The sequence below is a fragment of the Klebsiella sp. 18074 genome, from assembly GCF_902705905.1.
Taxonomy (GTDB): Bacteria; Pseudomonadota; Gammaproteobacteria; order Enterobacterales; family Enterobacteriaceae; genus Klebsiella; species Klebsiella terrigena.
In genome coordinates, this window is the sequence record NZ_CACSIS010000029.1 from 1 (window position 1) to 13978 (window position 13978).

A 13978-nucleotide genomic window follows, 5' to 3' on the forward strand; every position below is an offset into this window, starting at 1 on the left:
GGGCGGGGGTGGGATGAATCTGGAAAGCGGCTCCCCGCGACGGGGGAGCCGGTGGCTATCAGGCGACGTGCTGCAGGAATTCGCGCAGGCGCGGGCTAGGCGGGTTCTTGACCAGAACCTGCGGATCGCCATCTTCCGCGATACGCCCTTTGTCGATGAAGATCAGGCGCGAGGCCACTTTTTCGGCGAAGCCGATTTCGTGGGTCACGATAACCATCGTCATCCCTTCCTCTGCCAGATCCTGCATCACCTTCAGCACTTCATGACGCAGCTCCGGATCCAGCGCGGAGGTGGGCTCATCGAACAGCATCATTTTCGGCTTCACCGCCAGCGCGCGGGCGATGGCTACACGCTGCTGCTGGCCGCCGGAGAGCTCTGAAGGGTAGTGGTGCGCGCGTTCGGCCAGCCCCACTTTTTCCAGCAGATCTTTCGCCAGCTTCTCGGCCGCCTCTTTCTTCGCGCCGCGCACGCGCAGCGGTCCGAACATGACGTTCTCCAGCGCTGTCAGGTGCGGGAACAGATAGAACTGCTGGAACACCATGCCGGCTTCCTGGCGGATCAGACGATCGTCTACCTTCGGATCGTTGACCTTCAGGCCGTCGACAATCAGCTCGCCGCTGGTTATCTCTTCCAGTTTGTTGATGCAGCGCAGCAGGGTTGATTTACCGGAGCCGGAAGGCCCGATAATCACCACGACTTCACCTTTGTTAATCTTCAGATCGATATCGTGCAGCACCTTGGTTGGGCCAAAGTGCTTGGAAACGTTTTTAAATTCAATCACAGGATTTTCATCCTTCTTTCAAGACGGCGCAGAATAAAGCTCAGAACCAGGGTGATAATGAGATAGATAACGGCAACGGCGCTCCAGATCTCCAGCGCGCGGAAGTTACCGGCAATAATCTCCTGCCCCTGGCGGGTCAGTTCGGCAACGCCGATGACGATAAAGAGCGAGGTATCTTTGATGCTGATGATCCACTGGTTGCCCAGCGGCGGCAGCATGCGGCGCAGCGCCAGCGGCAGGATCACGTGGCGAATCGTTTCGCTTCGTGACAGTCCGAGCGCCAGGCCGGCTTCGCGGAAGCCCTTGTGGATAGAGAGCACCGCGCCGCGGGTAATTTCCGCGATGTAGGCGCCGGAGTTGATCATGATGGTCACCACCGCGGCGGAGAACGGATCGATGCGTAAATCATTAAACGCCATCGGCAGGGCGAAGTAGATAAACATGACCTGCACCACGATCGGGGTGCCGCGAATAATTTCAATAAAGACCAGCGCGATGTGGTTCGCTATCCAGCCGCCAAAGCAGCGGGCGAAACCGGCGACGAGGCCGATTATCAGACCGCCAGCCAGGCCGAGGACCGAGATCCACAGCGTCATTTTGGCGCCTTCCAGCAAAATTGGAATGGCGGGCCAGATGGCACTCCAGTCAAACTGCATAATTCGTTCCTGTTACCGTGTCGAAAGCAGAGGATGGCCCTCTGAGAAAAAAATGACTCAGGCCTGCTGTGAGGCGATCCCCGGCAGAGGGCGCAAGCGCCGGTGCCGGGCTACCAGACCTCAGCAGGCCTGTAAGAGATATATCCTGGCGGATACGGTCTGACTATTATTTTGGCTCAGTACCGAACCATTTTTTATAAATTTCGTTGTAGGTGCCGTTTTCGCGCAGGGTTTTCAGCGCGCCGTTCACTTTTTCACGCAGTTCGTCGCTGCCTTTCGGGAACGCGATGCCGTAGCTCTGCGCTTCCAGCGATTCACCTACCGCTTTGAACTGGCCGTGGCCGGCGGTTTTGATGAAGTAGAGGATGTTTGGCGTATCGTGCAGCACGGCATCGGCGCGTCCGGTACCCAGCTCCATGTAGGCGTTATCGATGTTCGGGAACTGGCGCAGGTCTTTGGTTTTGATGTTGGCCTTAGCGTAGTCAACGGAGCCGGTGCCGCCTTTGACCGCGACCACTTTACCGTTCAGATCCTTCACGTCTTTAATGTCGTTGTTGTTCGCTTTCACCATCACCAGCAGGCCGCTTTTATAGTAGCCATCGGAGAATTCGATCGCTTTTTTACGCTCTTCGGTAATGGTAATCCCCGCCAGCGCGAGGTCGATGTTTTTCGTTTGCAGCGCCGGGATGATGCCGCTGAAATCCATCGGCTTCAGGGTATAGTCCAGTTTCAGCTCTTTGGCGATGGCGGCCCACAGGTCGACATCGAAGCCAACGTACTTATCGCCTTGCTTAAATTCAAACGGAACAAACGCCGTATCGGTCGCAACAATCAGTTGTTTTTCAGCGGCCTGGGAAGAAACCGCAAAAGCCAGGGTCAGTGCAGCCAGTGAAACTTTTAATACAGACTTCATAGCATTTCCTTTTATATCCACGGGACGATCCCCTGCGAGAACGAGTAACCCTATGAAAAAATCGTGCCAGTTTTACAACTTGTTGTTTTATAACAACCAGAGTGGTTCCTGTTGCACGCTTTCGGGTCTGGCAAACTGAATCTGCACCATAGCGGGGCGTTGTTTTGGTGCGTCATAAATATACCGAATAACAAGAGCATTTTTAACGCAAACACCGATGGGAAAACAATCTTGCTGTAACGATTGTGTGAGGTGATTATTACATTTGATTTACTTTAGTACGCATTTTGACCATTGTGATGCACTAATAGAGTGCGATGGCGCACGGTAATAAAAAAAGCGGGAAACGTGAGGCGTGGAGGGAAAGAAATGCCGCCAGCGGGGCTGACGGCAGTCGGCGTGGCGATTATTCGATATTAGATTCGATAAACCACAGGAATTTATCCAGATCGCGAGAAGCGGCGGTGAAGATATCGGCCGTATCTTCATCTTTTGCTTCACTAATCGCTTTGCGCACGTCGTTCGCCACAATCGCGTAGCGGTCGGCCAGCTCTTTCAGATGGTCCTGGACGGTGTGAATGTCCAGCGGGTAGCTTTTCAGCGGAGTTTTGCTGTTGATAACCTGAGTGGTGCCCAGCGCAACGCCGCCGAGCTGGACGGCGCGTTCGGCCATCGTATCGAGGTGCTCGGTCAGCGCCGTGCGGAAGCCGTCCAGCATTTCATGAACGGCAATAAAGTTGGCACCGCGCATATTCCAGTGAGCCTGTTTGGTGATCAGCGACAGGTCGATGAACTGGATAACCTGACGATTGAGCAGCTCAACGGTGGCTTTCTTTTCGCTGTCGGTCACATCGTTGCGGGTATAGAGCAGGTTAGATGCTTTAGTTTTAACCAGTTTTGCGGTACTCATAGTTTCATATCCTCTTGATATTTATACTCGTCATACATCAAATTCGAATTATATGGAGCGCTTGTCCCCGGTAACTTATGGGGACAAGTATAGCAACGGATACGCAGAAGGCGGTGTCGGTAGTCTCTATCGGTTTGATAGCGCACGCTTGTTGATAATTCTAAAAGGTATTTAACTCAATGGGTTGAGTGCTTTTTCGCGTGAGCGCTGTACGGCTCGGTGGCCGTACAGAACCGTCTGACAATTTAGCCGATATCGACTTTTTTCAGCTTCGTTTCCCGCCGCATCGTCAGCGTCGAACCCATCGAGGCGAGGATAATCGCCCCCAGCGCCAGGGTCTGCGTGAAGGTCAGCGTCTCGCCAAGGAACACCATTCCCGATAGCGCGGCAAGGGCGGGCTCCATGCTCATCAGCGTGCCGAACGTTTTGGTCGGCATGCGGGTCAGGGCGATCATTTCCAGCGAGTAGGGGAGCGCGGTAGAGAGCACGGCGATCGCCAGGCCCAGCGGCAGCAGCGACCACTGGAATAGCGTATCGGTTGCCTGCAGCATACCCAGCGGCACAAAAATCACCGCGGCAATGAGCGAGCCCATCGCCACCGTTGCCGGGCCGTGCTCTTCGCCCGCGCGCTGGCCGGTGAGAATATAGACCGCCCAGCAGGCCCCGGCGCCCAGCGCCAGCAGCGCGCCGGTGAGATCGACCTGCGCCACGTCCCGCCCCAGCGGCAGGAGATACCATAGCCCCAGAACCGCCAGAACCACCCATACGAAGTCGAGCGGACGCCGCGAGCCAAAGAGGGCCACCGCCAGCGGGCCGGTAAACTCAAGGGCCACCGCAATGCCCAGCGGTATGCGCTGAATTGAGAGATAGAACAGATAGTTCATCGCCCCCAGCGCGAGGCCGTAAAAGAGCAGCGGCAGGCGCTGTTCGCGGGCGAAGCGCAGCCGCCAGGGCTTGAAAATGACCACCAGAATCAGGGTGCCTAGCGCCAGGCGCAGGGCCGTCACGCCGGGCGCGCCAACCAGCGGGAAGAGCGATTTTGCCAGCGACGCGCCGCTCTGAATAGAGATCATGGCGATTAAAATAACTGCCGTCGGCAACCACGCCGGGACCTTTCGGGACGAGCCGGGCATCCTTTCTCCTGTCAAAATTTGTCAAAACCGGTAAAGGTTCCAGTGTAAATGAATTACCCAACCGCAGTTGAGCTATTGTTGAAAAAATCCTCGAAGAGGGGAGTACAATCGGAAGCGCGCCGCTGAAACACTCGTCTGGTGATTAGGAATAATCTGGATGCATGTCCGGCGAGCTACGCGCATAAATATGATTGTATCCGCTAAAAACGGTTGTTTTCCAGTTTGTTATAGTTTTGTGGAAACTTTTGGTTACATGAAAAAGTATGTTAGACAGTGTAAAGCGGAAAGAGTTTCCCGAAAGTTTTTGATATATTTAAGACTTAGGACTTATTAGAAACACATTTGAGGTGGTTATGAATAAAATTGCACGTTTTTCAGCACTGGCTGTTGTACTGGCTGCATCCGTAGGTACCGCGTTCGCTGCAACTTCTACCGTTACCGGTGGTTATGCTCAGAGCGACATGCAGGGCGAAGCGAATAAAGCAGGCGGTTTCAACCTGAAGTACCGTTACGAGCAAGACAATAGCCCGCTGGGTGTTATCGGTTCCTTCACCTACACTGAAAAAGATCGCACCGAATCTGGCGTATACGAAAAAGGCCAGTACTACGGCATCACCGCTGGTCCGGCTTACCGTATCAACGACTGGGCAAGCATCTACGGCGTAGTGGGTATTGGTTACGGTAAATTCCAGGACAACAGCTACCCGAACAAAGCTGACATGAGCGACTACGGTTTCTCCTACGGCGCTGGTCTGCAGTTCAACCCGATCGAAAACGTTGCTCTGGACTTCTCTTACGAGCAGTCTCGCATTCGTAACGTTGACGTTGGTACCTGGATCGCGGGCGTTGGTTACCGCTTCTAATCACTTCGGTGATATAAAAAATCCGCCTCACAGGGGCGGATTTTTTTTGCCTGTCATTCGGCAAAACCCGTCGCCATCAGCATCCCGATGGCGGATGAGGTGGCCTACTGGGTGGTGAACAGGTCGGTACCCAGATGGGTATAGTCCACTTTTTGCAGCTGGAAGTTGGTGATGAAAACCGGTCCAGCCTGTTGCTCAGAGATAAAGCGATAGCGCGGCTTTATTTCCTCGGCGGCGATCCCGGTCCACTGCGAGAAGAAGCCGAGGAAATCGTTGGCCGAGCGGCGGGCTTTGATAATCTTGTGCGCTTTATCATCGCTGGACAGCACCATGAACGGCACCTGGAAGTTCTGCTGGAACTTATCGTCGTGCGCCAGATACTGCACCTCTTTCCCGCGCTCCTTGAAGGCCAGGCCGTGATCGGAGAAATAGGTCATCGAGAAGCTGTCGCCGGAGTTCTGCAGCTGGCTATAGAGTTTGCCCAGCAGCGCGTCGGTTTGCGTCATGCTGTAGAGATAGCACGAGGTCTCCTTCGACTGTACGAATACCGTATATTTTCCCTTGGTACGGTCGCAGGCCTGCGGGTGCGAGCCCATCAAATGCAGGACGATCAGCTGCGGCTGAGTCCGCTGGGTCGACAGGACCTGTTCGGTTAGCTTCAGCAGCTGCTCATCCTGGGTGTTTTTATTGGCCTCAAAATCGCCGTTTTTGAGGAACTGCACCTCGTCGGCGCGTTTGGCAATACTGGCAATCGCCGTATCGTACTCGCCGATTTGCCCCTGATTCGAGAACCACCAGGTCTGGAAGCCCGCGCGGTTGGCCAGCGTGACGAAGTTATCCTGATACTGCGGCTTGCCGTCAACGACTCGGTTAAGCGTCAGGCCCAGCGATTTTTGCGTTGAACCGCTCGCCGCAATGTAGTCGTTGAACAGATAGCCGTTCACCGAGCTGGCGAAAGGGGTGTTGTCCCAGTGGCCGCCGAAGGCGCCGAGCGCGTCGCGTCGCGCGCTTTCGCCAATCACCACCACGTACAGGTGATATTTGGGCTTCACCGCCACGACGTGCCAGCTGTCCTTGATATTCGCCAGCTGCGCCATGCGCGCCTGCTCATCCAGCACCTCGTTGTTATTTACCACCACGTCTTTGACGAAGCGCAGAGCCGGGTAGCCGGTATCAATCACCTTGAAGACGCCGCCCCAGGCCAGATTTTGTACCGGCTGGAGGAAGAAGATACCGACGCTGAACAGCAGGCCCAGGCTGTCCATTTTGCTCCAGCGCTTGCGTTCGTCCGGCTTGCGACGCACGGCAATGACGCCCAGCGCAAAAATAAACACCGCCAGCAGATAGCTGTACCACGGGAAGATGGTCAAAATTTCGGTGGATTCTTCGACGTTGGTGGCGTGCAGCGCCAGCAGCGTATTGAAATTGGGCGCACCGTAGGCCTGGCCAAACGGATAATAGAGCGCGGCAAGCAGCGAGTAGCCGCCGACCACCACCTTCTGCGCGCGCGGAAAGCTGCGCCACAGCAGATGTAGCACGCATGTAAAGGCAACGGCATAAAGCAGACTAAAATCGTAGCCAAGGGCCAGGTTAATCAGCAGAGACTGTAAAAAGTAGAATCCGGTCCACGGGTTCAGGACCAATCCACGAGCGACCAGCGTTTCTTTCAGGGTGAGGTTCATAGTTAACAATCAAAAAGACGCCATGTGCATCCCCTGGCATCAAGGGGTAAAACCTGCTGGACAGTGCCGGAAGAGGGTCTCTGCGAGCCGCAGTAGTGGCAGGGCTGACAAACGATAGGGCTTGCAAATGCTAAGGTCAACTAGCCATAACAGATTGTTTTGGGAGAAAGCTTACAAAACTTGAAAAATGCGGGTGAAAGGCGGGGAAATGAACCAGTATAACGGGGAATTATGACCGAAAAATGAAGCGGCGTGCCGCGACGCCGCGTTAGTTGCCCGGTTTGTCCTGCTCTTTTTTGCCGTTGAGCAGATCGCACAGCATGCCGATTAGCATTAAGCGTACTTTAAATGGAGAGTGGGTAAACACCTGTAAGCACCTCTTGAGTTCGTTCATCGTAACCTCCTGCGCTTTCGCCCTTCGCTCGGTGAAGGATGTCTGCATTACATACAGATATAGCACAGGCTATATTTTATAGCTATGGCTAAAAAGTTAATTTTTTGTGCTACGGGCCCAATCATTTACAATGGCCCTCTTTGAGATGACGCTTGCTGCGTCACACGTATTTGAGGAAGCACAATGAACCGTCGCGCAGGCAAACAAATAACAAAAAAAGTGACGCAGCTAGTGAATGTTGAAGAGCACGTTGAGGGGTTTCGTCAGGTGCGCGAGGCGCATCGTCGCGAGCTGATTGACGACTACGTTGAGCTGATTTCCGATCTGATCCGCGAGGTGGGCGAAGCGCGTCAGGTCGATATGGCCGCGCGCCTGGGCGTTTCGCAGCCGACGGTCGCGAAAATGCTCAAGCGCCTGGCCAGCGTAGGATTGATCGAGCAGATCCCGTGGCGCGGCGTCTTTTTAACCCCGGAAGGCGAGAAGCTGGCGCACGAAAGCCGCGAACGGCATCAGATTGTGGAAAACTTCCTGCTGGTGATCGGCGTCAGCCCGGAGATCGCCCGTCGCGATGCTGAAGGGATGGAGCATCACGTGAGCCAGGAGACGCTGGAGGCCTTTAGCCAGTTTACGCTCAAGCACGGACAGAAGGGGGAATGAACCTGCCCTTTGTTCGGTCGCTGGCGGGTGACCGCTTCCTCCATTTATTGCTGATTATTGCCGGCATATTAAGCATTTTTGTGCCCTTTGCCCCCGCCAGCTGGCCTCAGGCTATCGACTGGCAGACGATTATTACCCTCAGCGGGCTGATGCTGCTGACCAAAGGGGTCGAGCTGAGCGGCTATTTTGACGTGCTGGGCCGTAAAATGGCGCGGCGGTTTGTGACCGAACGGCAGTTGGCCATCTTTATGGTGCTGGCGGCGGCGCTGCTTTCCACTTTCCTGACCAACGATGTGGCGCTTTTTATCGTCGTGCCGCTCACCCTGACGTTAAAAAAATGGTGCGCGATTCCGGTTAACCGGCTGATTATTTTCGAGGCGCTGGCGGTGAACGCCGGCTCGCTGCTGACGCCGATTGGCAATCCGCAAAACATTCTGCTGTGGGGACGCTCCGGCCTCAGCTTCCCGGCCTTTATCGGGCAGATGCTGCCGCTGGCGGCGGCGATGATGGTAACGCTGCTGGCGCTGTGCTGGTGCTGTTTTTCAGCCCTACGCCTCACTTATCACAGCGGTGAGCGGGTGCCCTCCTGGCAGCCAAAGCTGGTCTGGGGCTGCCTGGCGCTGTATCTGGTTTTCCTGACGGCGTTAGAGATGAAGCAGGGACTTTGGGGCCTCGCGCTGATCGTCATTGGCTTTTTGCTGCTGGCGCGGGCGGTGATTATCAACGTTGACTGGTCCCTGCTGCTGGTCTTTATGGTGATGTTTATTGACGTTCACCTGCTGATCCAGCTGCCGGCTCTGCATCAGCTGCTGAGCAGCGTCGGCCAGCTCTCCCCTGGCGGCCTGTGGCTGACGGCGATCGGCCTGTCGCAGTTCATCAGCAACGTCCCGGCAACCATTCTGCTGCTCAACTACGTCCCGCCGTCGACGCTGCTGGCCTGGGCGGTGAACGTCGGCGGCTTTGGTCTGCTTCCCGGCTCGCTGGCCAACCTGATTGCCCTGCGCATGGCGGCAGACAGGCGCATCTGGTGGCGCTTTCATCTTTACTCTCTGCCGATGCTGCTGTGGGCGGCGCTGGTGGGCTACGCCATCCTGCACTTCGGGTTCTGATATTCGGAGGATTGGGCAAGAAACGGACAGAATCTCCCCATTCGCGCTCGTGCAGGCGGGAGTATAACTATAGCGCTGACGTTAATTATCCTGATGAGGAGAGTCCGATGCGTTATAAAAAACTCGGAAATACCGGTCTGTTTGTCTCTGAACTGTGCCTTGGCACCATGACCTTTGGCGGTGAAGAGGGGATGTGGGGCAAAATTGGCCAGCTGCGCCAGGCGGAAGCCGAGCAGTTGGTGGGCAGCGCCCTCGATGCCGGCATTAACTTTATCGACACCGCAAACGTCTATTCGGAAGGGCGTTCGGAAGAGATAACCGGCCAGGCGCTAAAAAATCTCAAAATCCCGCGCGAAAACGTGGTGGTCGCCACCAAAGTGTTCGGTGAAACCGGCACCGCCGGCGTTAACTCTCGCGGTAGCTCCCGCTACCACATTCTCAGCAGCGTCAAAGAGAGCCTGCGGCGCCTGCAGCTCGATCATATCGATCTCTACCAGCTGCACGGCTTCGATCCGGCGACACCCGTCGAAGAGACCCTCTACGCCCTCGATACCCTGGTCCGCCAGGGGCACGTCCGCTATATCGGCATATCGAACTGGGCGGCCTGGCAAATCGCCAAGGCGCTGGGTATTGCTGAACGCCTCGGGCTGGCGCGCTTTGCCTCCCTGCAGGCTTACTACACCATCGCCGGGCGCGACCTCGAGCGCGAGCTGGTGCCGATGATGCAGAGCGAAGGGCTGGGGCTGATGGTCTGGAGCCCGCTGGCGGGCGGATTGTTGAGCGGCAAATATACCCGCGATGGCCAGGGGGAAGCGGGTGGCCGTCGGCTGGAATTTGATTTCCCGCCGGTGAATAAGGATCGCGCCTTCGATTGCGTGGACGCGATGCGCGAGGTGGCGGACGCCAAAGGCGCGACGGTCGCGCAGGTCGCGCTCGCGTGGCTGCTCCATCAGCAGGCGGTGACCAGCGTGATTATCGGCGCCAAACGTGCGGATCAGCTGGCGGACAATATTGCCGCCACTCAAATCCAGCTCGGCGAAGAGGATCTCCGGAAGCTGGATGCGGTGAGCGCGCTGCCGCGCGAATATCCCGGCTGGATGCTCGAGCGCCAGGGCGAATATCGCCGCAATCAGCTTAACGAGTAATCCTGTCCGTTCCTCAACGGCGGGCACTGTCCCGCCGCTTTCTACCCTCTCTTTTCGAAATCGCTCACAAAAACGACACAACTCCTTTGCGTGATTTATCATTTCATTCTATATGACTAGTCATGAATTTTTAATGACTAGTCATAGTGACGGAGCGAACGATGAAGACACTGGCAAAGGATTTTTTATGGGGCAACTCGGTTTCCAGCATGCAGACGGAAGGGGCGTGGAATGAAGGCGGAAAGGGGATGTCGGTATACGACATTCGCGAGCCCTCAGAGTTTGCTTCTGACTGGAAGGTGGCGACCGACTCCTACCATCGCTATGAAGAAGACTTTGATTTAATGCAGGATCTAGGGATGAACTGCTACCGCTTCCAGATTTCGTGGAGCCGCATTTGCCCGACCGGCGATGGCGAGTTCAACGAAGAAGGTATCGCCTTCTACCATCGCTTTATCGACGCTCTGATTGCCCGCGGCATTGAACCGATGATTTGCCTGTACCATTTTGACATGCCGCTGGCGCTGGCGAATGAGTACAACGGTTTTATCGATCGCCGCGTGATGGAGGCGTTTGTGCGCTACGGCAGAAAAATGATCGACTGCTACGGCGACAAGGTGAAGTACTGGCTGACCTTCAATGAGCAGAATATTTTCCACATGCCGATTGCGTTCCGCATTGCGGGCTATATGCAGGGCGATGAAACGCTCCGCGAGCTGTACGCGATCCAGCATTACACCATGATGGCGCACGTCCATCTGACCGCGTACCTGCATGAAACCCAGCCCGGCAGGCTGATGGGCGGAATGCTGGCGCATCAGCTTATCTACCCGGCGACCTGCCGGCCGCGCGATATTTTCTGCGCTCAGCAGCATGATGAGTTTCTCAACCAGAACCTGCTGCGCGTCTATGCCGGTCAGGGCTACAGCCCCGAGGTCATGGCCGTGGTCGCCCGTGAAGGCTTCGAGGATATTTACCGCGCTGAGGATTTAGCCCTGATTGCGCAGAATAAAAATGACTATATGGCCTTTAGCTACTATGCCAGCCGCACGCTCAGCAGCGACCCGATCCCGGAAGGCACCGAGGTGAACTACTACATGCAGTTCGGTGATAAGGACAACCCGTACCTGAAGTCTACGGAATGGAACTGGCAAATCGATCCGCTCGGCTTTCGTACCATCATCACCCGCTACTACAACGACTGGCGCCTGCCGGTATTCCCGATTGAAAACGGTATCGGGGTGATTGAGTCCTGGGATGGCGAAAACATGATTGCCGACGACTATCGTATCGCCTATCACCGCGACCATATCAACGCCATGAAAGAGGCGATTTTTGAGGACGGCGCGGAGGTGATCGGCTATCTCGGCTGGGGGCTGATCGACATTCTCAGCTCGCAGGGCGATATGCGTAAACGCTACGGGGTGGTGTACGTCAACCGTGAAAACCACGATCTTAAAGACCTTAACCGCGTGCCGAAGAAAAGCTATGCCTGGCTGAAACGAGCGATCCACAGCAACGGTGAAGAGATGTAGTTCGCGCGGGCCGCACCGGGTTACCTCCGTCAGATTTCAGGCTGCGGGCGCGCTGCCTGCAACCTGAAGCCTGATGGGGAATACGGGTAAGTGATGAAGAGGATTCTGCAAAATGTCTGATAATACAACGTCCAGTATGCAGTCTTTGACCGATCGCTTTGTTGAGTTTTCCGCGCGTATCGCCAACCAGGTACACCTGCGTTCGCTGCGCGATGCGTTTGCCGGGGTCATGCCGATTTTCATTCTGGCAGGGCTGGCGGTGCTGGTGAATAACGTGGTGTTTCCCTGGATACTGCAGGGCGACACGCTGGTGCACTTTAAGGTGTGGGGCGATGCGATTATCAACGGGACGTTGAATATCGCCGCGCTGCTGATCGCGCCGATGATCGCGTGGTCGCTGGCGCGTAACAAAAACTTCGCTAACCCGGTTTCGACCGTCGTTATCGCTCTTTGCAGCTTTATTATTATGATGCCGATGCAGGTGGATCTGGTGCCGGTTGGCGGGAAGGCGACGGTCAGCCTGACGTCGGTGCTGACCTTCGCCAACATCGGGTCTACCGGCATTTTCGCTGGGGTGCTCATTGGCCTGGTGGCGACGGAAATCTTTATGCGCATCGCCGGGATCAAGCGCCTGACCATCAATCTCGGGGAGAACGTGCCGCCGGCGGTGGGCCAGTCGTTTTCATCGCTCATCCCGGCCATTCTTACGCTGTCACTGTTTGCGGCGCTGGCCGCGCTGCTGAATAACCTGCTGCACACCGATCTTATTCATCTGATCACCACGCTGATCCAGCAGCCGCTGCGCTTGATTAATACCAGCCTGCCGGGGACTATTTTTATCTACAGCTTCGGCAACTTCTTGTTTACGCTGGGTATTCATCAGTCGGTTGTGAATAGCGTGGTGCTGGAGCCGTTCCTGCTGATTAATACCAATGAGAATATGCTGGCCTACGCCAGCGGCCAGCCGATTCCGCATATTATTAACAATATCTTCGTGCCGACCTTCGGCATGGTGGGCGGCACCGGCAGCACCATTTCTCTGCTGATCGCCATCTTTCTTTTCTCGCGTCAGCAGGCCTCGAAGCAGGTGGCGCGTCTGGCTATTACCCCGGGGCTGTTCAATATCAACGAACCGGTGATTTTCGGCCTGCCGATCGTTTTCAACGTGCCGCTGATGATCCCGTTCGTGCTGCTTCCCGCCATCGGTATCTTTTTCGCCTGGATGTGTACCACGCTCGGGCTTATGTCGCGCTGCGTGGTGATGATCCCGTGGACCACGCCGCCGGTGCTCAGCGCCTGGCTGGCAACGGCGGGGGACTGGCGGGCGGTGGTGGTGCAGTTGATAATCATCATCTTTGGTGTATTCTTCTACCTGCCATTTCTCAAAATATCTGAGAGAGTGGCGTTAAAAAACAATGGGATAAATGAATAATAAGGAAGGACGATGGCGGCGAAGTATCTTTTGATCGCGCGGGAAATTAAAAAGCGGATTATCAGCCAGCAGTACCCCGCCAGCATGCCATTACCCGACCAGTTTGCGCTGGCGGCGGAGTTTAATACCAGCAGGATGACCATCCAGCAGGCGATGCGCCAGCTTATTGTTGAAGGGCTGATTTATACCCGCAAAGGGCAGGGCACCTTCGTACGTAAAAACTTTCTCCAGCTTTCGCAGTGGGATCTTCCGGGAAGCGACTATTTTGGCGCCACCAAAACCTGGGCCCATCTGGGGGCGGTCAGCAGCAGGGTGGTGCGCTTCGAGCTGCGCTTTCCCAGCGAGAAGGAGCAGACGTCGCTGCTGATTAATGCCGATTCACCGGTTTATGACTTCGTGCGCCTGCGGTTGCTCAACGACGAGCCGATGTCGCTGGACGCTACGGTAATGCCGGTGAATCTGGTCCCCGGCCTGAATAAAAGCCACCTCGAAAGCTCCGTATTCCAGTATGTTGAAACGCTTGGGCTGAAAATAATGGGGTCGTACCGGGTGGTGCGCGCCATTAAGCCCGGCGAGCTCGAACAGCAGCACCTGGTGTGCGAAGCCGGCGATCCGGTGCTGGAGGTTGAGCAGGTTATCTACCTCGAGGACGGTACGCCGCTGGAGTATGCCCACTGTCACTACCGCTACGATCACGGCGGTATCGTTATCGTTAACAACGGCTGACGTCAGGCGAAAAGAAAAAAGGGCGAGGTTTTCACCTCGCCC

14 protein-coding genes are annotated in these 13978 nt (G+C 55.8%); 7 read left to right on the forward strand and 7 right to left on the reverse strand.

From position 1 onward, the window contains the following. Nucleotides 1-58: 58 nt before the first annotated feature. The 5 genes from glnQ to rhtA all read right to left on the reverse strand — a co-directional run bounded on the left by glnQ (nt 59) and on the right by rhtA (nt 4393). Nucleotides 59-781: a glutamine ABC transporter ATP-binding protein GlnQ gene (glnQ, locus tag GVK32_RS22915; protein WP_045854565.1), complete on the reverse strand. Its 723-nt coding sequence runs from the start codon at nt 779-781 to the stop codon at nt 59-61. Beyond that, nucleotides 778-1437 (reverse strand): glutamine ABC transporter permease GlnP, encoded by a 660-nt coding sequence (gene glnP, locus GVK32_RS22920; protein WP_041144708.1) that lies wholly within the window; start codon nt 1435-1437, stop codon nt 778-780. Before glnP ends, glnQ begins: the two co-directional genes overlap by 4 nt. Before the next feature lie 166 nt (nt 1438-1603). Next, a complete protein-coding gene (glnH, locus tag GVK32_RS22925; protein ID WP_159870589.1) occupies nt 1604-2350 on the reverse strand; it encodes a glutamine ABC transporter substrate-binding protein GlnH in 747 nt (248 codons plus the stop codon). Nucleotides 2351-2756: 406 nt separating this feature from the next. Then, a complete protein-coding gene (gene dps, locus GVK32_RS22930; RefSeq protein ID WP_045854568.1) occupies nt 2757-3260 on the reverse strand; it encodes a DNA starvation/stationary phase protection protein Dps in 504 nt (167 codons plus the stop codon). 245 nt (nt 3261-3505) lie between these two features. After that, nucleotides 3506-4393, reverse strand: a complete 888-nt coding sequence (rhtA, locus tag GVK32_RS22935; protein ID WP_159870586.1) for a threonine/homoserine exporter RhtA — start codon at nt 4391-4393, stop codon at nt 3506-3508. 353 nt (nt 4394-4746) lie between these two features. Between rhtA and ompX the strand changes: the two genes are divergently transcribed. Beyond that, entirely contained in the window at nt 4747-5256 is a 510-nt protein-coding gene (gene ompX, locus GVK32_RS22940) for an outer membrane protein OmpX (protein WP_159870583.1), read from the forward strand. Nucleotides 5257-5360: 104 nt separating this feature from the next. On the opposite strand, the gene GVK32_RS22945 is transcribed toward ompX, so the two are convergent. Then, a complete protein-coding gene (locus GVK32_RS22945) occupies nt 5361-6938 on the reverse strand; it encodes a phosphoethanolamine transferase (RefSeq protein WP_159870733.1) in 1578 nt (525 codons plus the stop codon). Between the two features lie 268 nt (nt 6939-7206). Continuing rightward, nucleotides 7207-7332 carry a manganase accumulation protein MntS gene (gene mntS, locus GVK32_RS22950; protein WP_041144714.1) on the reverse strand — a complete coding sequence of 42 codons (126 nt, stop codon included), beginning with the start codon at nt 7330-7332 and terminating at the stop codon, nt 7207-7209. 183 nt (nt 7333-7515) lie between these two features. Here mntS and mntR point away from each other — a divergent pair, with 183 nt between their 5' ends. The 6 genes from mntR (at nt 7516) to GVK32_RS22980 (ending at nt 13936) form a co-directional block, all read left to right on the forward strand. Beyond that, nucleotides 7516-7989, forward strand: a complete 474-nt coding sequence (gene mntR, locus GVK32_RS22955; protein WP_045854573.1) for a manganese-binding transcriptional regulator MntR — start codon at nt 7516-7518, stop codon at nt 7987-7989. Beyond that, nucleotides 7986-9098: an anion transporter gene (locus GVK32_RS22960; RefSeq protein WP_159870580.1), complete on the forward strand. Its 1113-nt coding sequence runs from the start codon at nt 7986-7988 to the stop codon at nt 9096-9098. Before mntR ends, GVK32_RS22960 begins: the two co-directional genes overlap by 4 nt. A 107-nt stretch (nt 9099-9205) precedes the next feature. Continuing rightward, on the forward strand, nt 9206-10243 hold the full coding sequence (locus GVK32_RS22965) for an aldo/keto reductase (RefSeq protein ID WP_159870577.1): 1038 nt from the start codon (nt 9206-9208) through the stop codon (nt 10241-10243). A gap of 161 nt (nt 10244-10404) precedes the next feature. Continuing rightward, complete coding sequence (locus GVK32_RS22970) at nt 10405-11778, forward strand: glycoside hydrolase family 1 protein (RefSeq protein WP_159870574.1); 1374 nt, start codon at nt 10405-10407, stop codon at nt 11776-11778. Nucleotides 11779-11890: 112 nt separating this feature from the next. Beyond that, nucleotides 11891-13210, forward strand: coding sequence for a PTS sugar transporter subunit IIC (locus GVK32_RS22975; RefSeq protein WP_159870571.1), 1320 nt, complete (start codon nt 11891-11893; stop codon nt 13208-13210). Nucleotides 13211-13222: 12 nt separating this feature from the next. After that, nucleotides 13223-13936 (forward strand): GntR family transcriptional regulator, encoded by a 714-nt coding sequence (locus tag GVK32_RS22980; protein WP_159870568.1) that lies wholly within the window; start codon nt 13223-13225, stop codon nt 13934-13936. Nucleotides 13937-13978 lie beyond the last annotated feature (42 nt).